The following is a 21,790-nucleotide window of genomic DNA, read 5'->3' on the forward strand; positions in this document are numbered from 1 at the left end:
AGCTTAGTACTGACTGTAATCCGTATTGTTTTTGGTTTCGTATTCTTTGATCGCGGTATCGAGTTCCTTCTGTACGGATTGTTGCGCTTTATCGAAATCCATATTGCCGCTCAGATACAAGCCGAAGATCCGCTGCAGATTTTTGCTCAGGTTTGGCGAGGACCCGCCGACACCGATCGCTTTGAGCTCTTTGGAGGCTTGGCTGGCCAGATCGGCCATGCTCTCGTTCGGCTTCGTGCCCGGCCAGGTCGGAACGAATGTGCCGTGCTCATTGACGACTTTCTCTACATTCGCCGGCGTTCCGAGGAATTGCAGCCAGTCGAGCACCGCTTCTTTCTTGCCTTCTTCCTTCATGCTTGCATTGGCTTGCTCGGTTGCAATGGCAAACTGGAACGCCGCATTCGGACCGCCTACGGCCCCGGAAGTATCGTGACCTGTCGTGTGCGCCGTATCGGCAGCGGTCAATACAGGGAAGTTGAAGGAAGCTAATTCAAAGTTGATATTGGCGTCCTTGGCGTTTTCAGGCAGCCAGCTGCCATCATACATAATGGCGGTCTTCCCGGCCAAGAAGTCGTTTCTTGCGCTGTTGGCGGCAACACCGGGGTCAGCGGTCAAATAATCTTTCTTCCACGTATCGGTCAGCTCCTTGAACATCGGCCACCATCCCATGAATCGCTCGTCCTTGGTGCTCAGGAGGCCTTTCGAAATCGCGACGGATTGATCCAGGGAGGAAATACCCGGTTTCTTGTCGTAACCGGAGATCGTTTCAAATTCCTTGGAGAAGAAGTCGCTCAGGAAATGGCGTTGGAACCAGCCGTAGTCCGGAGCCTGCGACATCGGAACAATGCCGGCCGCCTGCAATTTCTTGCTGGTATCAATCAGCTCCGCCCAGCTCTTCGGCGCTTCGGTAATGCCGGCTTGTTCGAAGAGGTCTTTGTTATAGAAGAAGGCGGTCGCCACATAGTCGCCATTGATGTTATAGATCTTGCCATCCGGAGAGACGGTCTCATTCACGACCGTTTCGTTCATGGCATCCTTCCAGGCCGGTTTATCGGCAATATACGGATTGGGCTTGTTCAAGTATTCCGTCAAATCCTCTGCAATGCCTTTAGGGAAGGTGTTATTCAATTCTTCCCATTGTCCCCAGAACACATCGAATAATTCGCCGGCCGCCGCTTTGACGCGGATCGTCTGCGTGTAATCTTTATACTCCTCATCGACAAATTCAATTTTGATTCCGGGGTGAGTCTTCTCATACTCGTCAGCTACCGTTTGCAGCATTTGCTGATCTTTCAAGCCTGTAATGTTCTTGGAGTTGGGCGTGTAGACTTGAGCATACATCGTAATGGTGCCTGTCCATCCGGCCGCGCTTGTCTCCTGGTTACCCGACGCCGCAGAAGGCGTATCGGACGGGCTGTTCTTGGCTGCATTGCCGCCGCAGCCGCCCAAAACCAAAGCAAGCGTGAGCATCATAGCCGGCAGCATCTTTGCTTTCTTGTTCATATTCATTGGAATCCCCCTTGATGTAAGTTCAGAAAGCGCATTCATCTTTCTTATATTCCATGTTAAAGGACCGGGCACGGGACATGTAGAGGTGTAAACTTTACTTTGGGATGGATTTCTTTACCCTTACATGCAATGCTTCTTATATTCTGACGGCGAATAGCCGGTACGTTCCTTGAAGACGCGGTAAAAATGCTTCACATCGGCATAACCGATCAGCGTGCTGATTTCCTGAAGCGTATGCTTGCCCTGCTGAATCAGTTCTTTTGCTTTCTCGATCCGGCATTCTTTAAGAAAATCGACGAAATTTCCATTTGTCGAATACTTGAACCATCGGCTGAAATAGCTGGCATTCATCCCGAGATAATCCGCAACGGATTGAAGGCTGACCCCTTCGGACAGATAATCCCTCACATGCTGCTTCGCTTTCTCCACAAGCTTGAGATCCAGATGATTGCGTTCCTGAACAATGATCCGGCATAGCTCATGGATCATCGTTTTGATCTTCTCCATTAAGGAGTCGCGGGTTATTGTGGATTCCAGCTCGGATAACCACGCTTGCAAGGATTTGCCGCTTATTTGATGGATATCCTGATCCATTTGCTTGATTTGTACCGCAAGCCGCAGCATGTAGTGGACGATAATCCGTTTCAGGTCGACGGGGCCTATGCGCCCGGAAGAAGTGACTTCATCCAACACCTCGTAAGCGGTTTGTTCATTGCCCTGCATCAGTTGCTCCAAAGAGGCCTCCATTTGCTCAAGCAAATGCACAGGTATATTCCGCTGGGCATGAAGGTCATGATGCGACAGAACCTGATCCCCGCCATAAACAATGCGGTAAGTGACGGCCAGAGAGGCTTCCTGGTAAGCTTTCGGGGTATCGGCAAAAGAATGGACGCTGCTGATCCCGATGGTGACCGTCCGTTTGAAATAATGGCGAATGCCCTTATTAAGCCCGCTTGCCAGCTGCGCCGCCAGCTGTCCGGCAGGTTCCGCCGAATCGGCGGGGTATTGGAGAATGACAATCAATTGACCGGCATGGTCCTGCAAAATAAAGGCATGCGGCTGGTCGTCACACCATTCCTGGACGAACTTGGCAAGAGCATACATGAACAGCTCGACGTCGAATGGGCTGAAGGTATCCTTCTCGATCCAATCCGGACTCACGGCCAGCAGGACGACCAGAGCGTTATCCTGCTTGAAGGGGACGGAATATCCGGTATCGATAAGAAACTGTTCCAGATCATTAGAATAATGCCCGAATAAAAACTGATGATAATACAGCTGTTGAGCCAGAGGAGCCGCTTGGCGGACGGTATGCCGAAGAGAGCTCAGCTGGGCCTGCTCCCGGCGCTCTCCGTCAACCAAAGTCTCCACTTTGCGCAGCGTCCGCAGCAGCTCCTCGCGGTCCAGCGGCTTGGTGATAAACTCCAGCACGCCATAATGTATAGCCTGCTTGGCAAGCTGAAAATCCTGATAGGCGGTCAGGATGATGCGATGGATACGCGGGGCTTGATCCGCAATTTGCTCACAGCATTCAATGCCGGTGAGCCCCGGCATGCGGATATCCAGAATCGCCAGATCCGGCTGCAGACGCAGGATCTGCTGCAGGCCGGAGATGCCGTCCTCGGCTTCGCCGACAACCTCCCATTCGGGGGCAAAACGCTGCAGGATTTTCTTGATGCCTTGGCGGATGACGGCTTCGTCATCAACGATTATGACGCGATACATAGATGTTGACCTCACTTTCGCTGCGGATGATGGGCAGGATCAGAGTAATCTGTGTTCCCAGCCCTTGCTCGCTGTTGATATTCATCGTATAGGGGCCGCCGAAATACAATTGCATGCGGGCATATACATTGGCCAGCCCAATGCTTTTCTTGGATCTCGACGCATAGGACGTGCTGTTCTGGAATTGCAGCATCAGCTGCTGCAGGCGTTCCGGGGACATACCGAGGCCATCGTCGGCAACCTGAACCTTTACATAATCCGACTCTCTCCAAATCGTAACGCTCAGTTTGCCTTTCCCCTGTTTCATTTCCAGACCATGATAGAAGGCGTTTTCGATAAGCGGCTGAATCAGGATTTTGGGCAAATACCAATCCAGAATTTCATCCTCGACGTCAACGGTCATTTCAAACCGTGTAGCATAGCGGCTTTCTTGAATATAGAAATAATTGGTTAAATACTCCGTTTCCTCGCGAAAGGTAATGAAGCCATTGCCTTGAAAAACAGAAGATTTCACCAGCTTGCCTAAAGCGGTAATCATGTCGACGGTCGAGTCGGCTTCATCGATTTCCGCCTTCATCTTGATCATTTCGAGCGTATTAAATAGAAAATGAGGATTGATTTGCGACTTTAATGCCTGCAGCTCGCTCTCCTTGCGGACAATTTCGGCCTGGTAAAGATTGCGGATCGTCTCATCCAGTTTCCGGCTCATTTGAATAACGCTCCTGATCAAATGACCGATCTCATTGCGCGGCGGGTTGACATATTCGATTTGAAAATCTTCCGTTTCCACCCGTTTGATAAGCGCGATGAGGCGGTAGATCGGCTTGGTGATCTGATAGGAGATCCCGGTAGAAATAAGAATGGCGCAAATAATGCAAATGATTCCGAGCAGGATCATGGAATTGCGCACGCTGACGATGCCGGACACGATTTGATCCACGGGCACGTACCCGACAACCGTCCAGCCGTATCCGCCGACTTTGCTGTAGACCACGATATTCTTTTGCTTCCCGATGTTCATCATTTGCTGCCCCTGCTTGTCGGCGGGTATGGCGGGGAGATTGGCCAGGAGCTGTTCATCTACGGAATGATTGGCATAGACGACCTGCTTGGCGCTGTCCATGATGAAGTAGGAGCTGTTCTTGTCGCGGTTGACCAGATCCATCATTTTTTGGATATCGTCAAGCTTGAAATCAACCTCGAAATAACCGGCGTACTCCAGCATCGTCGTCGATTTGTATATTTTGCGTACCAAGGAGAAGACTTTCTGCTCGTCATGGATATCGTTGTAATAATTGACGATCGGCTTATGAAGACTGAGGAAAACGGTGTTGCTGCCGGATTGGCTGAACGTTTCGTACCATGGCATCATATCCACGGTGAAATCGGGCGGGAGATAACCTTGACTATAGATCCGCTTCATTCCTGTGCCCGGTACGCCGAAATAATAGATCTCCTCCACGCTGTCCCGCTGGGACTGCCAGAAGCTGAAATTTTTCTCGATGATCTCTTTCATGTCCATCTCAGACAAGGAATTGGAGGGCTGCATGATCGTCAGCATATCCAGCAGCTCTTGGTTGTGATAGGGCATGAGGGTGAATCTTTCCAGCTCGTGAATATACATTTCAATGCTGGAAGCCGTGCTGACCGCCACCTGTTCGGCGAAATCGCTTACTTTCTTCTCCATGGCCTGGCTGTATAAATGATAGGCTCCAAAGCCGAGAGTGGATAGCGGCAGCACGATAAAGATCATATACGTCATAATGAGCTTCTGTTTGAAGGTAATGAAAGTTTTCACCGATATCATCCATCCAATGCGATTATTTTCAACATCATAACATAGAACCAATCCATGCAAGAACAAGCCATTTATGGCAACCCCCTCTGCCGGCCGTTCGTTTTTCCATTGACTGAATGTTCAGTTTTAAATAAAATAGAGTCAAGAAATTCCAAATTTTGTTGAGAGGAGCTTGTGATATGGACTTATACTACGGTACTCAGGGAAGTGGGCCGGCAGTCGTCATGATTCACAGTCCCGGCGTCGACTCCAGGGAATGGAAGGGGCTTGCGCCGCTGCTCGCGAAGTCCAATCAAGTCGTCACCTATGACGGCAGGGGGATGGGGGAATCTCCCGCACCGCAGGAGCCGATGGATCCCGTCTCGGATCTGCTCGGGCTGCTCCAGCACTTGCAGCTGAACCGGGTTACACTTATCGGCCACTCCATGGGCGGGGAGCTGGCCCTGAATTTCGCGCTTGCCCATCCGGACATGGTCGAGCGATTGATCGTTATTGCGCCTTCCCTGACCGGGTATCCGTATTCGCAGGCGTTTCTCGAGTGGATGGGGGCTGTAAATGCGCTTGCTCCAGATATCGGTAAAATGGTAGAGTTTTCGTTGGAAGGCCCCAATTACCGAACCGTAATGGCGAGCGAACACCGCGACTTTCTGATTGACCTGCATAGTCATTACATGACAAGAGTCTTTACGGAATGGCGAAGCTTCGAGGTCATATGGCCGCAGCCTCCGGCGATCGAGCGGCTGGAGCAAGTGGCCGCGCCAACGCTTTTTATTCACGGAACGGTGGAATGGGGCGATATGCTGGGCGTCGCCAAGGAATTCGAGCGCGTGCCGTCCGTGCAATTTGACAAGGTGGAAGGTGCGGATCATATGATCACGATGACGCACGCCTCGAAGCTCGCCTCCATTATTCAACGCTTTCTGGATTCGAATCGGGAGGAGTGAACCATAAATGCCGCGCAGCCGGGAAGAGAATGAAAGGATTCGCCAATTGGCCATGGACAATATCGGTACCGCAGCCATGGAATGCTTCCTTGAACGAGGGTATCATGCCACATCCATCGATGATATCGCCAGGAGAGCGGGCGTATCCAAAGGACTGCTGTACAATTACTATCAAGGGAAAGAAGGCCTTCTGGCCGAGATCGTTCGGGCCCGGGTGGACGAGATTGTAGGCGTGATGGAAGCGGCTTACGCGCTTGACTCGCCGAGAGACCAGCTGCTGCAAATTATCGAAGGGGCGCTGGGGTATATCGTACAGAATCCCAAGGCGTACCGCTTCTTCCTGCATCTTCAGACGCATCCGGAGGAAGACGCGGTGCTTTCCAAGTACAGCCAAATGCTGAATCAGGAAATGTCCAGGCAATATGAGCTTCAATGCGGCATCTTCGAGCGCATGCAGGTTGTGGATCAGAAGCTTCGCTCCTTGTACTTTTCCTCGGCACTGCATGGCGTGATGCTTCTGCTGTCGATCTATCCGGATTATCCGGTCGCGGCAGTGAAGGAGCAAATGATTCGGGATTTTTGTTAGGAAAATGCGATAAAGCGCAGCCGGCGCATGGCAGGATGCCGGAGGCAGCAGCGTATAGCGGCCGGATGGTAGGGACGCCGGTTGCGATTATTTTCGACAAATAGGCCTTAAGTTGGAATAGATTGGGTCGTAATAGCTACTTAATCGGGATAATATTCCCTATCATCCCTCCCAAGAATTTGGTTAATATAAGAAAGAATACAAATCTTGGGAGGACGAGTAATTGAAGAAGTTGACAGCAGGACTATTGGCAGCCATCCTGGCACTGGGTCTTACCGCTTGCGGTTCGAAGGAGCCGGTCGAATCGAACGCAGGTAACGGCAACAAAGGCGGCAACGCCGAGCAGACGACCGGAGCCGGCGGCAACTCAGCTAACGCGAACAAAGAGACGGGATCGCTCCCTACGGTAGATGAACTCATTTCGAAAACGACAGATGCAAGCATAGCGCTTAAGAGCTTCTCGATGGATGCCGCGATTAACCAGAACATTACGATGGCGCAGGGCGATCAGAAGCAGGAACAGAAGATCGACATGAAGATGAAGACGGATATCATCAAGGAGCCAATGGCAATCTATCAAGAGATCCAGATGCAAATGCCGGATCAGCAGGGCAACCAGACTATCACGCAGTACATCACGGAAGATGGCATCTATTCGGGAACGAACGGAAGCTGGGTGAAGCTGCCGAATGAAATGAAAGATCAAATGATGGCCAGCCTGTCCGGCTCGATGAAGCCGGAAGCCCAGCTGGAGCAGTTCAAGACGATCGCCAAAGATATGAAAATTACGGAAGAGGGCAGCGAATACGTGATGTCGGCCGACCTGTCCGGAGACAGCATGAAGGAGATGGCCAAATCGCTGATGAGCCAATCCGGCGGCGCCAACGAGCAAGTGGCGGCTATGCTGGATGCGATGAACATCAAGAACATCAAAATTACGTATGGCGTAAACAAAGAGACCTATCTGCCTACCAAATCCGATGTGAGCATGACGATGGATATGGAGCAGGAAGGCCAGAGCATCTCGCTTGATATGGTGATGACCAGCACGTTCTCCAAGCACAACGAGGTCGCCGAGATCAAAGTGCCGGAAGAAGCTCTCAACGCTCCAAGCGCCGCTCAATAAACAAGGTTAAAAAACCGGATCCGCCGTTGGATTCGGCCGGATTGATGACATAGCCCCCTTTTTTAGGGGGCTATGTTTTATTTGATTATTCCAAAGCGCTGCAGGAATTGGTATTTAGCGCAAGAAAAAGAAGATCGTTAGTCTCCTGCCTGCTTGGTCAGGAGATTAACGATCTTCTTTGTGCTCTGGCCGCGATTATGCCGTGGCTTTCTTACGGTCGTTCCCGAGATTTACTCCGCGTATTTCCTAAGCAGCTCTTCCGTTGTAACGGGGGCAGCCTCCTCCTTCTTAAGGATGTTCTTCTCTTCCCAGCAAGCGATGCATTTGCTTTCGGTATCGCTTAGACATAGATGTGCATCCTGACAGGTATAGCAGTATTTCAGGTAGTTCAAGGTAAACGTGCGAGGGTTATATTCCATAATGCACACTCCCATCATTTGTTCATGCCTTAAGTGTAAGCGATGACGTGATAAAATCATGTGATTGATTTCACATTTTAAGAGGGAATGAGAATTAACTTGTAGAAAATTCCGTTAATGAGCTTTAGTTTATTAGGAAAGACATATGTCCTCCGCTAAGGAAGGAACTTCCTGCTGCCGGCCGAATAAGTAGATATAGGCGATTAGAACTACATGACTAAGGAGCATCAGCATGATCGACAAAGTGATCCGAATTTTCAACATGATTAACGCCATTCAATCCAACCCGGGAATATCCGCCGCCGACCTCGCGCTGAAGTGCAATGTGACCACGCGGACGATCTACCGGGATTTGGATATTCTGAGCCTGATCGCCCCGGTAACCAATGAAGGCCGTGGGACGGGCTACCGCTTTATGGGCAAATTCTTTCTCTATCCGCTTAACTTCTCCGAGCAGGAGGCGCTGGTCTTCTCGCTGCTGCCCTCGGTGCTGGACAAGGACAAGCTGCCGCCCGGCTTCGATACGGCCTACGATAAGGTCATGGCGACGCACTTGAAGGAGAAAGCCAGGCAGAACAGCATTATCGAGAACATTGCGGACATCATCCAGATGGGAACGCCGGCCTACCGCAAAGAAAGCGAAAACTTCCTGCAGCCGATCATCCAGGCGATTCTGGAGCAGCAATCGATCGATACGGTCTATCACACGCAGTCAAGGGATGAAACGACGCAGCGGAGAGTCGACCCCTACTATCTTGTGCCCCGCGATCAGCGGTTCTATCTCATTGGTTACTGCCATTCGGCGCAAGCCATCCGTACGTTCCGGATCAGTCGGTTCCTGCAGGTGGCGATGACCGGAGAGTCCTTCGACAAGGGTGAATTCAATATTAAGCAATATTTGAAGAACACATGGTCCATCGACCGCGGCGACAAGAATGTGACGTTCAAGGTGCGCTTCAGTCCCGAAGCGGCACGGTACATAAAGGAAGAGGAGCTGTTCGTGCATCCCCGGATGAAGGATCAGAAGGACGGCAGCTTATTGTTCGAGGTCACCGTCAACAACGAGAAGGAGTTCATTCAGTGGATTCTCCGGTACGGGCCGAACGCGGAAATTTTGGAGCCCAAGTCGGTAAGAGAGGGCTTAAAGCAGCAGCTAAGCCAATGGATGGAGCTGTATCAGTAGCGGCTGCAGCCGGATCCGGGCATTATACTGAAGCACGGGCGTACACGATGCGAAGAATAACGTATCGGGTACGCTTTTTTTCATGCGGGGATTCGCCCTCTGCTCATTCGTGCACGAACGTACATTCGCTGACAATCAGACGTCTACCGGTTTCGTTAAAGTATATCTATGGGAAGGAACCGTAAATCCTGTGTCGCCGACAAGCCATTAAGAATGTCTACGGGGAGGAACTTGTGATGAATCCAATGAACAAAGCCGTCTCAGCCGCCCATGCATGGAGCAGTCCCTATTTGCCGATTGGAGGTGCGGAGAAGGTTTATCTCCTTATCGAGGCAGCAGGGAAAGCGGCACTGTCTTCAGCCCGCGCCCAGCTCAATCTCTCCCTGGTGCTGGACCGCAGCGAATCGATGTCCGGGCAGCCGCTTGCTTACAGCAAGCAGGCCTGCCAATTCATAACGGATCTCATGGAGGATGGAGATTCACTCAGCATGGTCGCATTCGACCAAGAGGCGGTGACGGTATTCCCTCCCGGGACGACCAGGAACAAGGCTGGAATGAAAAGGATGATCGAAGCCATCGACGCGGGACGAAGCACCAATCTGAGCGGAGGCTTGATCGAAGGCGTAAGGCATGTGCGCAAAGGATTGAAGGACAGCACGGTGAATCGCGTCATTCTGCTGTCCGACGGGCATGCCAATGCCGGCATTACCGACCGCGAGGAGCTGTCGGCGATCGCCCAGATCTATCACGCTGCCGGTATCGGCATTACGACGATAGGGGCAGGAAGCGGCTTGGAAGAGAGTTTTATGGAAGCGGTCGCCGAGAGCGGCGGAGGGAATTTCTACTACATTCGTCAGCCTGACGATATTCCGGCTATTCTCGAGCAAGAGCTGGAAGGGCTGCTCCGCCTCGTTGCCCGGAATGTAACGCTCACTCTGCATCCTTCCGATGCCGTGCGGATTACGGGGATTTTTGGTTATCGAAGCGAGGAGCGATTGGGTGAGCATACCGTACGATTAGGGGACATGGCCGCCGGCGAGAGCAAGCAAGTCCTGATAGAGCTTGCCGTTCAACCGCGCAAGGCAGGTACGCACGCATTGCTGCTCGTGAATTGCGAGTATGCCGATATAACGAGCGGGGCAGCAGCAAGCTCTCACTACTGGGAAGTAACGGCTTCGTTCACGGCGGACAGCGCTTTGCTAGGCCATCCGGGCGATGCGAAGGTGCTGAAGCACATGGAGCTGATGGAGTCGGCCCGCAAATGCGTGAAGAACAGATCAGAATTAAGGAAGAGATGCGCGAAGAAGCAAAGGCGTTACCCGTGAATGAAGTTGTATACGGCATAAGCAGCGGTCGGAGAGAAGGCTTCACATGGGTGTGGAAAACAGATCGGTTAGGGCGACACCGCCGTTCCATTAGCTCGAGCGCGCCGATTTCAATGATTTCGGACTGTCCGAGCGTCTTTGCTTTACAGTGGATTCAAGATCGTATACGATGTACTTCTTCATCCGTCCTTGCCCCTCTCGTTATCTACTGGGACCAGTGTAACGCAGGTGAGGTGACAATTAGTTGTCAGAAACGTGCGTTCACTATTGTCGATCGGATGGATCTTTATTTAATAGAAAAGGGATGTGGCACAGTGATACAGACTTTGAACCTTCAGGGGCCATTTTTTACATACCTGAATACCCAGAACAAGTACTCCAAGGAAATGCAGGAATGCATGGAGCGTACGGTTCAGAAACTATCGGATACACAAACAACGTTGGACCGCCCGGGCATGCTGCTTGGGAAAATTCAGTCAGGCAAGACAAGAACATTCTTAGGCGTCATGTCATTAGCTTACGATAATCATTATGATGTGGTAATCGTATTGACGAAGGGAACTAAAGCTCTGGCTCAGCAGACATTGGAACGATTGAAATCCGAGTTCGGCGAACTGAACGAACGGGATCTTATTCAAATATTCGATATCATGGTTATGCCGACGTTAACTCGTTATGAGATCAATCAGAAGCTCGTATTTGTCGTGAAGAAAGAAATGAAGAACATGATAAGACTGCATAAGGCTTTCTTCGAAGATTACCCGGAGTTAGCGAATAAAAAAATTTTAATCATCGATGACGAAGCTGACTTTGCAAGCATTGGTTTTGCCAAAACAAAAGAAGATCGTCTCGATATTAAGAAAATTGCTGGGAAAATTGATGAATTTCGCCAACAGGCACCTAATAGCAGCTTTCTTCAAGTAACGGCAACTCCATATTCCTTATATCTGCAGCCGGAGGACATGATCGTTGACTCGATTGTGTTCAAACCGATCAAACCGGCTTTCACGGAGCTTGTTCCTATCCATGATAAATATATTGGAGGGGAATACTACTTTCAGGAAAGCGAAGTGGAAGGTACTGTTCCCTATCATCTATTCGAAGAAGTTCCGGAAGAAGAGCTTGCAGTCTTAAAGAAGCCGGATCGTAGAGTGTTTAAAATTGAGGAGAGTTTATTTAGCCGCAAAATCGCCTCGCTTCGCAGCGCTATTGTAAATTTCATAGTAGGCGGGTGCATCCGGCGCATTCAGGACCGTGATGATAGGAACGTGCCGAAAAAATTCAGCTTCATCATCCATACGGAACAAGGCAAAGCCGCGCATGTATGGCAGGAGAGTATCATTGAAACGATTGTAGAGAAGCTAACCGATGAAGCTGGAGAAAACACGGACACTTTCCGTCGACTGATAGAAGAAGCCTATAAGAATTTGAAAGCCTCGATACGACGATCAGATTTGACAATACCAGCGTTTGAATTGGTCATGGAAGAAACGCGGCATGCTCTAAATGGCGGTTATATTATGATCACGAAAGTGAATTCAGAGAAAGATGTTAACGAGTTATTGGATCAATCCGGACAGCTGAAGCTGCGAACCCCGCTGAACATCTTTATCGGTGGGCAGATCTTGGACCGTGGAATTACGATTGGGAATCTCATTGGTTTCTACTATGGCAGACGCCCGAAAACCTTTCAACAGGACACCGTGCTTCAGCATTCCCGCATGTACGGAGCGAGACCACTGGAGGATTTGACGGTTACGCGTTTCTATACAACCCCGGATATCTATACGGTTATGCAGCGCATTCATGAGTTTGATTCCGCACTTAGGGAAGCATTCGAGAAAGGTCATCACGACAACGGCGTTATCTTTGTGCAGAAGGATGCATCAAGCCAAATTATTCCGTGTTCTCCAAACAAGATTCTATTAGCGGATACGACGACCTTGAAACCAGCCTCTCGCCTTCTGCCGATTGGATTTAATATTCGGGCGAAAACACATCTTCAGAAGCCGGTCGCTGCAATCGATCAGATGATTTCAAAATATTGCAGTGACAGTAGTAATACGCCGGATGCCTTCTTGATGGATTCAACTGATGTGATCACAATCATCAATAAAATAGCAGACACATTTGCAGAGGGACACTCTTGGAATAAAGCCGCATTTATTGCTAGTTTGGAGTATCTTGCGAATCTTACTAAGGACAATGAAAGGAAGGGGAAGGTATGGACGATTGTAAGGCGCAATCGTGACATTGCCAGACAGAAGAATGATGGGCGAACAGAGAATTCACCAGATTCTTATCAAGAGAAGGGTCTTGCGAAAAAGCTTGCTGCTGATATCCCTGCAATTATTCTGCTAAAACAAAATGGTACTGCCGGGGGCTGGAATGGAAATCCATTTTACTGGCCCGTTCTAGTTGCGCCGCGGCAAATGCAAACCGTTGTGTTTGCAAATCATTTGTATGGAGATTGATACCCCCTCTCTACCTATGTGTAGAAAATAACACCAAAGATGACCGGACAAAGCAAGCATGCTTTTCCGGTCATTCTGTATGAAATATGCGTTGTATAATCAATCAGTTCGAAATCCTGTCACCGTAGAATAAATGAACGAGATAAGCCCTTCGTTTTATACACACTGGACTGCATAGTCGCAGAGGCTGAATTGCTTAGGTGGGCTTCCTTCATTTCCTGACCGCATCAAGCCGAATCCGACGCGTTCGGTTGAAGGTTATTGCGGCGATATTCGCTCGGCGTGACGCCCGAGAACTTCTTGAAGGCGCGGTTGAAGGAGCTGAGCGACTGGTAGCCGGCCAGCAGCGCGATATCGTGAATTCGCGTCTCCGAATCGAGCAGCATGTCCATCGCTTTCTTGATCCGGAATTCATTGACGTAATCGACGAAGTTGATGCCCGTCTTCTCCTTGAAATACGTCGATAAATAACCTCCCGTAATGTTGATCTTGCCGGCCATCAGGTCCAGAGAGATCTCCTCTTTATAATGCTCCTCCATATAGGCCGCCACGAAATGCACGATCGGATCATGCTCTTCCTTCTTCAAGCGAATTAACCGCCCCGCTTCGCTGAGCAGCGTCTCGAAGTATTCGTTCAGCTCCTCCACGGTATGAATGTGACGGATGACTTCGGGCAATCCGCAGACGCATACCGTGTCGAGCTGCAGCGCATGCAGCTTGCGGAATACCTTCCCCGTCACTTCGCGGGCGAATTGGTGGAAGTTCGCCTTGCTGTACCGCTGCGCCATCTGCACGGTCAATTTCCGCAGCGACTCGATCACATGAGCGTCATTGCCTTCCTGCAGGTTGACATGGATTTCCTGTTCGATCGATCCGTACGGCAGAAACGGGATTTCCGGTTGCTCTCCCGGGCCGATGATTCTCGTCTCGTCATCGAACGGCCGGTGATCGGTCAGACGCTGTACCTCGTCGTAAGCCTCCTTCATCATGTCGGAGCGCGTATACAACGAGCTGACGGCTAACGTGAAGAAGCAGTACGTCCGGTCCTCGGCCAACACGCTGCTAATAATTTTCAACGCTTCAAACACTTGCTCATCGGACTCGTCTCCATACACGACGGATAGGATCTGGTCGCCTTCGATCTGGAACGTCAGCGTCTCCAGCTTCGTATGGCGGATCGCCTGGTGAATGTATTCGCGAATATAATAACTGGCATCCTTCTGAAGCTCCTCGCGGTACTCCTGACGGAAATTCAAATCCACAAGCACGAAGCGGTAAGGCCGGTCGGAATGATCGCTATCGCTTGCATGAGACATGTTATCCCGAATCCGCTTCAGTTTATTCATGAACGAATAATAGCGCAGCAGGCTATTCTTCTCCTCCAGATCCTGCAGGACGTCGCGGTTCACTTGAATCATGTGGCCGATATTTTGCTGAATCAGTTCGAATTCGTTCACTCTTCCTTCCGGAGAAAGCATGTTCTTCGTCTGTCTGATGGACTCCACGATTTTGCGCACGGGATTGCTGTATCGCACGCTGAAGTAGACGGATGCAAGGATGCCGATGGCCGACGCGATCACGAGCAGCGCGACCAGGAGAACGTTCAGTCGTTCGATTGACCGCGAGACGTTGGAATCCGGCACGACATTGACGTAGGTCAGCCCGGTAGCCGCGCCTTTCTTATAGAAATAATAATGGTCGCCGCTCTTGACCCAATCGTTATCGGGGTCCAGCTCGGGAAGAGACGAGGTGCCTTTCGAATCATACGCAAAGAGCGGCTGGCCCCGCTCGTCCAGTATATACAAGTTATTATTGATGGACTGGTGCAGATTGCCGATCAGCTTGTGCCCGTCGATAAAGGCAAGGATAAAGTAGTTCGGATTCAGTTTGTTCTTGACCATGAACGGGAAGACGTCTCCGCTTTCCGTCATGGGCGCGATCGACGGGCGCTGCGTAAAGCCCGCCATCGCATACAGCTTGCCGACGAAGGGCTTCGCCATCTCTCCGGTCCAGAACTGGTTCGTATACCTCGAATTCACATGATGCTCGCCGAACATGGCCGCCGGTTCGCTGCCGCGCACCTTATCCAGTACGAAGGGCAGCTTCGCGTTATAGACGAACAAGTCGTTCAGGTATAACTGCGGATTGGTGGTCGTGTTATATAGCACATCGATGAGCTTGGCCGCCGAAATGTAGTCGAGGCGGGAGGACTGGGTAAAGTCTTTGAAGGCTCCGTTATTCAACTGCAGATCGACGAGGACGCTGGTCAGCGTCTGAAAATACTGTTCGAAGCTGCGCGTCGTCACATGCAAGTTGGCATCGTTGTACTTCAAAATCTCTTCTTGCATGCTGTCCTTGAACATAAATAACGAAATCATGCTGAACGAAACGAACAGCACGATGATGATCATGAAGTTCATGAATAGCCGAAGCATCAACTTCTGGTTGCTGATCTTCCTCTTCAACAGATGCTTCATCTACAGTAGTCCTCCAATTCATTTAAAGCTGATCATTTTATCGAAACCTGCGCAAAACTGCGACAAATCCGCAAAAACGTGAAGTTTCCGTAAAACCGTTTATTTCCGAAGAAAGCGCTCTCTTATAATATAACGCTATACGGATGCCGCCGTAAAGCAAAGACTCTTACGTCCTCAAGGGAGATGATTCCATGAACCTACATGCTGACGCCGGCCGGCGGGCCGGCCTGCGCCCCGGGCGCCAACCGAAGCTCAAGAAGCTTGGATCGCGATTATGGAAGGAACGCTATTTATTTCTTCTTCTGCTTCCGGGCCTACTTTATTTCCTTATTTACCGTTACCTGCCGATGGCGGGCAATATTATCGCCTTTCAGGACTTCAGCGCCTTCAGAGGGTTCTGGAAGAGCGACTGGGTCGGCTTCAAGCACTTCGCCAAAATATTCGAAGACCGGGAAGTGCTGCGCGTCATTTGGAATACGCTGTATCTATCCTTTCTGCAAATCGTGTTTGCCTTCCCCGTGTCGATTATCCTCGCGCTTATGCTGAATGAAGTCCGCAACAAGCGGTTCAAGTATATCGTGCAGTCGATCGTATATTTGCCGCACTTCTTGTCATGGGTGGTCGTTATCGGGATCGTCACGACGTTCCTGAAATCGGACGGCATCGTAAACCAGCTGCTCGGCGCCGTCTTCGGCACGGAGGCGATTCCGTTTCTACAGGATTCCTCGTGGTTTATGCCGCTGATCGTGATCGAGACGATCTGGAAGGAATCGGGATGGGGCACGATTATATTCCTTGCGGCATTGGCGGGGGTTAATCCCAGCCTATATGAAGCGGCGGTGGTCGACGGCGCCAACCGGTGGCGCCAGATATGGCATATTACGCTGCCGGCCATTCGCAGCACGATCGTGATCCTGCTGATCCTGCGTCTTGGCAGCGTGCTGGATGTCGGCTTCGAACAGATCTTCCTGATGCTCAATCCGCTTAATATGGACGTGGGCAACGTGCTCGATACGTACGTCTACTTCAAAGGGATCGAGCAATCCGATTTCAGCTTCGCAACGGCCGTCGGGTTGTTCAAGTCGCTTGTCGGGCTCATTCTGATCGTGGCTGCGAACCGTTTGGCCAAACGTTTTGGCGAAGATGGGGTTTTTTAACGCGAGGAGGGGATGCGAAGAATGAAAATATATACGAACTACGACCGGATCGCCAATGCTGCCAACATGCTGCTGCTTACCGTCATTACGCTGGCCATGCTGTTTCCATTCTATTACATTGTCATCGTGTCCTTTACGTCTTACGATGAATTCGTAACGAAGGATCTGCTTCTCTTCCCGAAAAAGTGGGTCTTTGATGCATACGCTTACATTTTCAACACGGATACGTTCCTTCGCTCGATATGGGTCACGGTATTCGTTACCGTCGTCGGGACGGTGATCAGCTTGCTGCTGACCACGATGATGGCTTATTCCTTGACCCGTAAAATCATGGGCGAGCGCCTGTTTCTGTTCATGGTGCTGTTCACCTTCGTATTCGGGGCAGGCATTATTCCGACATATATGGTCGTCAAGGCGACGCAGCTGCTCGATACGTACTGGGCGCTTATCATCCCGGGGGCGATCAACTCCTTCAACCTGATCGTGATGCGCCAGTTCTTCCTGGGCATTCCGAAGGATCTGACGGAAGCCTCGCTGATCGACGGAGCGAATGATCTGCAAATCTTCGGGCGGATCATTCTGCCGCTGTCCAAACCGGCCATGGCCGCCTTCGGGTTGTTCTATGCCGTATCGAACTGGAACACGTACTTCAATGCGCTTATTTACATTTCGGATCCCGCGAAGTGGACCGTTCAGGTCGTGCTGCGGCAGATCGTTATTTTGGAACAGGCAAGCTCGCTGTCCGACGGCGCCCAGATGGCGCTTGGCCAGAACCCGCCCCCGGCGGAAACGATCGGCATGGCCGCGGTGCTCGTCGCCACGATACCGATTCTGATCGTATACCCGTTTCTGCAAAAGCATTTTGCGAAAGGGGTGATGCTGGGCTCGGTCAAAGAGTGAGCGAATGGCACAGTATCATAGAAGGCGGTCATTAAGAAGAAAATAACTTGTATTTTTAAAAGGGAGGACTGCAATGTGAAGAAGCAATTGTTATCCATCTTGCTATCCGTATCCATGGCGGCCGGAATCGTGGGCTGTTCGAGCGGCGGAGATTCCTCTTCCGGGAAGAAGGAAGAAGGCGGCGCCGAAGGCAAAGCGGACAAAATGACGATTACCTGGTTCGACGGCACATGGGAGAATCCGGTTCCGGCTCCCGAGGGCGAGGCCGTCACGAAGATCAATGAGAAGTTCAACGTCGATTTCAAATCGCAGTTTATTCCATGGGACACGTACGAAGAGAAGCTGGCCGTCAAGATGGCATCCGGCGATCTGCCCGACGTCATCGGCATGGAAGAAGTGAACTCCAATTATATGAAATGGGCCAAAGAAGGCGCGTTTCTGCCTTTGAACGAGTTCTTGCAGCAGTATGAGACGCTGAAGACCGTGCCTGACTTCGTCTGGGATTCGCTCAAGATCGACGATCAGGTGTACGGCATACCGGCCTATTTCTCCGCCAAGGGCGGCAAGAAGATGGTGATCCGTCAGGACTGGCTCGACAAGCTTGGCCTGGAGATGCCGACGAATTACGAGGAATTGAAGAAAGTCGCCATCGCCTTTGCGAAGGAAGATCCGGACGGCAACAAGAAGGACGATACGCTGGGTCTCGGTCTCGCGAAGGGCATCTATTACGATCCGGCGGCCGGCGCTTATTACGGCAACGGTACCTGGTATCACAAGAACGACAAGGGCCAATACATCCCGGGCAACATCTCGGCGGCGAACAAAGAGAAAATCCAATTTCTGATCGACCTGAGCAAGGAGGGGGCGATCAGCAAGGATTGGGCGGTCACGACTTATAAAGACGTGTTCAAGGCGTTCAACGCGGGCAAGGTCGGGATCTGGTACGAACAACCGGGCATCGGCTCCCCGAACGGGATCTATTTCCCTACGCTGATGGCGAACGATCCGAAGGCGGTTGTCGTTCCGGTTCCTCCGTTCAAGACGTCCGACGGCAGCGAGGGCTTAAGAATGGGGACGAGCTGGTACCGCATGTACCTGGTCTCCTCCAAGCTGAAGGATGAGCCGGAGAAAGTGAAGAAGATTCTCGAGATGATCGATTATTTCCGCCAATACGTGCCGCTCGAAGAGAAGAACCCGCAGAACGAGTATTACGACTGGATGTGGGGCGGCGACGGCAAAGGCTACAAGATGGTCGACGGCCTGCCGCAGCCGATTGCGGAGAACCGTTCGAAGCTGGCGCCGAATGCCTATATATTGAATGAAGGCTGGGCGCAGAACGACGCCGATCTCGACGAATTCGGGAAGAGCGATCCCGCGCCGGAGGGCAAGGAGTTCAACAAACGGATGGCCGATATGCTGAAGAGCGTGAAGTGGTATATCGATCCGTCGAACCGTATTATTGCCCCGAAATACATGGAGAAGAAGACCGAGCTGAACAAGTACATTACGGACGAGACCACCAAGATGGTGGTTGGTCAGCGCCCGATCGACGATTGGGACAAGATGGTCGAGGAATGGCTCGCCAAGGGCGGACAGGAAGTCATCGACGAAGTGAACAAGGCCATCCAGGACAATAATCTGCAGGGCGAGTGGAAATAAACGGCTTATAGTTTGGAATGCCAAGCTTCATTGAATGACTGAGGTTGTCGATGTATAGCAAGCGAGCGCTTGTCTGACACGACCCTCTAAACGAAAACACAGAAGCCTTAGACCGTCAAACGGTCTAAGGCTTCTTGCGCATGTCAATTTATTATACAAATTGAGAAAGTCCAAGTCCTTCTGCAACGCGTCTGCCATACTCGGGGTCGGCTTTGTAGAAGTGTCCGATCTGGCGGAGCTTGATATCGTCATTCTCGACGGGCATCATGGACCCGACGATGTTCTGAACGAGACGCGTGCGCTCTTCCTCGCCGAGCAGCCGGTACAAGTCGCCGGCCTGCGTATAATGATCGTTATGGTCGTAGGCGGTGCTGTCGGCCGAGCCGGATACCGGGTAAGCGGACGGTTTGTTCTCGGCCGATTCCTCCGGTCCGCCATAGCTGTTCGGCTCGTAATAGACGGAGCTGCCGCCGTTGTGGTCGAACCGCATTTGGCCGTCGCGCTGATAGTTATTCACTTCATTGCGCGGCCGGTTGATCGGCAGCGACTGATGGTTGGCGCCGACGCGGTAACGATGGGCGTCGTGGTAGGCGAAGAGGCGTCCTTGCAGCATTTTGTCAGGCGATACGTCAATGCCCGGAACGAGCGTGCCCGGCGAGAACGTCGCTTGCTCCACTTCGGCGAAGTAGTTCTCCGGATTCCGGTCGAGCACCATGCGGCCCACCTCGATCAGCGGGTAATCCTTCTGGGACCACACTTTGGTCACGTCGAACGGATCGAACCGGTACGTGTCGGCGTCTTCAAGCGGCATGATCTGCACATACAACTTCCAGGCAGGGAAGTCGCCGTTGTTAATCGCATGGAACAGGTCCTCGGTATGATGATCCGGGTTCTCGCCGGCGAGTTGCCGTCCAACCTCTTCGGTTAAGTTCCGGATGCCCTGCTCGGTTTTAAAATGATATTTGATCCAGACGCCCTGCCCTTCCGCATTCACCCATTTGAAGGTGTGGCTGCCGAAGCCGTGCATGTGGCGGTAAGTGGCGGGAATGCCGCGGTCCGACATCAAGATGGTCACCTGATGCAGCGACTCCGGCGATAAGGACCAGAAATCCCATACGGCGTTCGGATTTTTTAAATGGGTTTGCGGGTGGCGCTTCTGGGTATGGATAAAGTCCGGAAATTTGATCGCATCGCGAATGAAGAATACCGGCGTATTGTTGCCCACCAAATCATAGTTGCCTTCTTCGGTATAAAATTTCACCGCGAACCCGCGCGGATCGCGTACGGAATCGGCCGAGCCGCTCTCGCCGGCCACGGTGGAGAAGCGGATGAACACCGGCGTGCGTTTGCCGACCTCGGACAGGAAGTTCGCTTTGGTATAAGCTGTGACGTCGCTTGTCACTTCAAAATAACCGTGCGCCCCGGCGCCCTTGGCATGAACGACGCGCTCGGGCACGCGTTCCCGGTTGAAGTGGGCGAGCTTCTCGAGCAGATGCACATCTTGAATCAATACCGGACCCCGTGAGCCGGCTGTCATCGAGTTCTGATTGTCCCCGACGGGAGCGCCCCAGTTTGTCGTCAGATTGTTCTTATTTATCGTCAATCGAATCACCCCGTATATGAAGATTTTGTTATACCCCATTCTAGTATAGGTATTAAAGTAAAATCAATAGTAAATTAGAATAATTATAATTAAGATTCGATGAAGAAAGGCTCCGCATTCGCATGTCTTTCGCTCCATCATAACGAATGAGAGTTATCCGAGCTGTGATTTAATACATTGAAAAAGCGTTGCGCAGCAGGGTGAAAGGAAGGAAGCCGACGGGGGGTTGTATATAAACATTTCACCATAAGAGAGGATATGAGCGTGACCCCCTTGAAATACATACACAACAGACTATAACTTCAATAAATGAATAAGGGGAGGGGTACGTCTATGCAGCCGACGTTTGAAACCGAAAGATTGATTCTGAGGCCATGGATGCTGACGGATGCAAGCGCAGTACGGGAGCTGGCGGGAGAGAGGGAAGTGGCGGATACAACCTTGTCGATTCCGCATCCTTACCCGGAAGGAGCCGCCGAGTCATGGATCGGTGCCTGCCGCCATCGGGCGTCTGAAGGCAACGGCTATTCCTTTGCAATCGTTCGCAAAGACCGGCAAATGTTGATAGGCTGCATCAGCTTGAATATCGCCAAACCGCATCGGAGAGGCGAGCTGGCCTATTGGGTGGGAAGCTCGTTCTGGGGGAATGGGTTTGCTACCGAAGCGGCAAAGCAAATCGTTCGATATGGATTTCTTGAGCTGAACCTGAATAAAATAAATGCGGCGGCGATGACCCGAAATCCGGCATCCTCCAATGTAATGATCAAGGTCGGCATGCAGCATGAGGGAACATTCAAGCAGCAGATCCGGAAGTGGGACGAGTACGAGGATCTGGTCTATTACGGGCTGACTAGAACGGACTATGATAAGATGAATGGATAAGACTGGTGACCTTGCGTCAACCT

General features: G+C 51.3%; 16 protein-coding genes. 10 read left to right on the forward strand and 6 right to left on the reverse strand.

All coding sequences use genetic code 11. From position 1 onward, the window contains the following. Positions 1 to 3: 3 nt before the first annotated feature. The 3 genes from L1F29_RS04195 to L1F29_RS04205 form a co-directional block, all read right to left on the reverse strand. Positions 4 to 1,503, reverse strand: a complete 1,500-nt coding sequence (locus tag L1F29_RS04195; RefSeq protein WP_258387125.1) for an ABC transporter substrate-binding protein — start codon at positions 1,501 to 1,503, stop codon at positions 4 to 6. A 126-nt stretch (positions 1,504 to 1,629) separates the two neighbouring features. Next, positions 1,630 to 3,234, reverse strand: a complete 1,605-nt coding sequence (locus tag L1F29_RS04200; protein WP_258387126.1) for a response regulator transcription factor — start codon at positions 3,232 to 3,234, stop codon at positions 1,630 to 1,632. Then, positions 3,212 to 5,032: a sensor histidine kinase gene (locus L1F29_RS04205; protein ID WP_258387127.1), complete on the reverse strand. Its 1,821-nt coding sequence runs from the start codon at positions 5,030 to 5,032 to the stop codon at positions 3,212 to 3,214. The genes L1F29_RS04200 and L1F29_RS04205 overlap by 23 nt, the downstream gene beginning before the upstream one ends. A gap of 179 nt (positions 5,033 to 5,211) precedes the next feature. On the opposite strand from L1F29_RS04205, the gene L1F29_RS04210 reads away from it, so the two are divergent. The 3 genes from L1F29_RS04210 to L1F29_RS04220 all read left to right on the forward strand — a co-directional run bounded on the left by L1F29_RS04210 (position 5,212) and on the right by L1F29_RS04220 (position 7,688). Beyond that, entirely contained in the window at positions 5,212 to 5,976 is a 765-nt protein-coding gene (locus tag L1F29_RS04210; protein ID WP_258387128.1) for an alpha/beta fold hydrolase, read from the forward strand. Positions 5,977 to 5,983: 7 nt separating this feature from the next. Continuing rightward, on the forward strand, positions 5,984 to 6,562 hold the full coding sequence (locus L1F29_RS04215; RefSeq protein ID WP_258387129.1) for a TetR/AcrR family transcriptional regulator: 579 nt from the start codon (positions 5,984 to 5,986) through the stop codon (positions 6,560 to 6,562). Positions 6,563 to 6,785: 223 nt separating this feature from the next. Next, the gene (locus L1F29_RS04220; RefSeq protein WP_258387130.1) at positions 6,786 to 7,688 is read left to right on the forward strand and encodes a DUF6612 family protein; all 903 of its coding nucleotides are present in this window, start codon (positions 6,786 to 6,788) and stop codon (positions 7,686 to 7,688) included. Between the two features lie 230 nt (positions 7,689 to 7,918). Here L1F29_RS04220 and L1F29_RS04225 read toward each other — a convergent pair whose 3' ends face one another. Beyond that, entirely contained in the window at positions 7,919 to 8,107 is a 189-nt protein-coding gene (locus tag L1F29_RS04225; protein ID WP_258387131.1) for a hypothetical protein, read from the reverse strand. 232 nt (positions 8,108 to 8,339) lie between these two features. On the opposite strand from L1F29_RS04225, the gene L1F29_RS04230 reads away from it, so the two are divergent. From L1F29_RS04230 to L1F29_RS04240, 3 genes are all read left to right on the forward strand, one after another. Continuing rightward, positions 8,340 to 9,290 (forward strand): helix-turn-helix transcriptional regulator, encoded by a 951-nt coding sequence (locus L1F29_RS04230; protein WP_258387132.1) that lies wholly within the window; start codon positions 8,340 to 8,342, stop codon positions 9,288 to 9,290. Positions 9,291 to 9,526: 236 nt separating this feature from the next. After that, a complete protein-coding gene (locus L1F29_RS04235) occupies positions 9,527 to 10,615 on the forward strand; it encodes a vWA domain-containing protein (RefSeq protein ID WP_258387133.1) in 1,089 nt (362 codons plus the stop codon). Next, complete coding sequence (locus tag L1F29_RS04240; protein ID WP_258387134.1) at positions 10,552 to 13,089, forward strand: Z1 domain-containing protein; 2,538 nt, start codon at positions 10,552 to 10,554, stop codon at positions 13,087 to 13,089. Before L1F29_RS04235 ends, L1F29_RS04240 begins: the two co-directional genes overlap by 64 nt. 227 nt (positions 13,090 to 13,316) lie before the next feature. Here the strand turns inward: L1F29_RS04240 and L1F29_RS04245 are convergent, their stop codons facing one another. Further along, complete coding sequence (locus L1F29_RS04245; protein WP_258387135.1) at positions 13,317 to 15,566, reverse strand: helix-turn-helix domain-containing protein; 2,250 nt, start codon at positions 15,564 to 15,566, stop codon at positions 13,317 to 13,319. A 191-nt stretch (positions 15,567 to 15,757) separates the two neighbouring features. On the opposite strand from L1F29_RS04245, the gene L1F29_RS04250 reads away from it, so the two are divergent. The 3 genes from L1F29_RS04250 (at position 15,758) to L1F29_RS04260 (ending at position 19,282) form a co-directional block, all read left to right on the forward strand. After that, entirely contained in the window at positions 15,758 to 16,723 is a 966-nt protein-coding gene (locus L1F29_RS04250; protein ID WP_258387136.1) for an ABC transporter permease, read from the forward strand. A gap of 21 nt (positions 16,724 to 16,744) precedes the next feature. Continuing rightward, entirely contained in the window at positions 16,745 to 17,623 is an 879-nt protein-coding gene (locus tag L1F29_RS04255) for a carbohydrate ABC transporter permease (protein WP_258387137.1), read from the forward strand. Between the two features lie 75 nt (positions 17,624 to 17,698). Next, the gene (locus L1F29_RS04260) at positions 17,699 to 19,282 is read left to right on the forward strand and encodes an extracellular solute-binding protein (RefSeq protein WP_258387138.1); all 1,584 of its coding nucleotides are present in this window, start codon (positions 17,699 to 17,701) and stop codon (positions 19,280 to 19,282) included. Positions 19,283 to 19,433: 151 nt separating this feature from the next. Here L1F29_RS04260 and katA read toward each other — a convergent pair whose 3' ends face one another. Beyond that, the gene (gene katA / locus L1F29_RS04265; protein WP_258389604.1) at positions 19,434 to 20,879 is read right to left on the reverse strand and encodes a catalase KatA; all 1,446 of its coding nucleotides are present in this window, start codon (positions 20,877 to 20,879) and stop codon (positions 19,434 to 19,436) included. Positions 20,880 to 21,218: 339 nt separating this feature from the next. On the opposite strand from katA, the gene L1F29_RS04270 reads away from it, so the two are divergent. Beyond that, positions 21,219 to 21,767 (forward strand): GNAT family N-acetyltransferase, encoded by a 549-nt coding sequence (locus L1F29_RS04270; protein WP_258387139.1) that lies wholly within the window; start codon positions 21,219 to 21,221, stop codon positions 21,765 to 21,767. The last annotated feature ends 23 nt before the right edge of the window (positions 21,768 to 21,790 follow it).

This window comes from Paenibacillus spongiae (assembly GCF_024734895.1).
Taxonomy (GTDB): Bacteria; Bacillota; Bacilli; order Paenibacillales; family Paenibacillaceae; genus Paenibacillus_Z; species Paenibacillus_Z spongiae.

Coding starts and splice junctions, on each gene's coding strand:
- L1F29_RS04225 (WP_258387131.1), bottom strand. CDS start 8,107: ATGGAATATAACCCTCGCACGTTTACCTTGAACTACCTGAAATACTGC.
- L1F29_RS04270 (WP_258387139.1), top strand. CDS start 21,219: ATGCAGCCGACGTTTGAAACCGAAAGATTGATTCTGAGGCCATGGATG.
- L1F29_RS04200 (WP_258387126.1), bottom strand. CDS start 3,234: ATGTATCGCGTCATAATCGTTGATGACGAAGCCGTCATCCGCCAAGGC.
- L1F29_RS04215 (WP_258387129.1), top strand. CDS start 5,984: ATGCCGCGCAGCCGGGAAGAGAATGAAAGGATTCGCCAATTGGCCATG.
- L1F29_RS04255 (WP_258387137.1), top strand. CDS start 16,745: ATGAAAATATATACGAACTACGACCGGATCGCCAATGCTGCCAACATG.
- L1F29_RS04210 (WP_258387128.1), top strand. CDS start 5,212: ATGGACTTATACTACGGTACTCAGGGAAGTGGGCCGGCAGTCGTCATG.
- L1F29_RS04230 (WP_258387132.1), top strand. CDS start 8,340: ATGATCGACAAAGTGATCCGAATTTTCAACATGATTAACGCCATTCAA.
- L1F29_RS04240 (WP_258387134.1), top strand. CDS start 10,552: ATGCGTGAAGAACAGATCAGAATTAAGGAAGAGATGCGCGAAGAAGCA.
- L1F29_RS04250 (WP_258387136.1), top strand. CDS start 15,758: ATGAACCTACATGCTGACGCCGGCCGGCGGGCCGGCCTGCGCCCCGGG.
- L1F29_RS04245 (WP_258387135.1), bottom strand. CDS start 15,566: ATGAAGCATCTGTTGAAGAGGAAGATCAGCAACCAGAAGTTGATGCTT.
- L1F29_RS04235 (WP_258387133.1), top strand. CDS start 9,527: ATGAATCCAATGAACAAAGCCGTCTCAGCCGCCCATGCATGGAGCAGT.
- L1F29_RS04195 (WP_258387125.1), bottom strand. CDS start 1,503: ATGAACAAGAAAGCAAAGATGCTGCCGGCTATGATGCTCACGCTTGCT.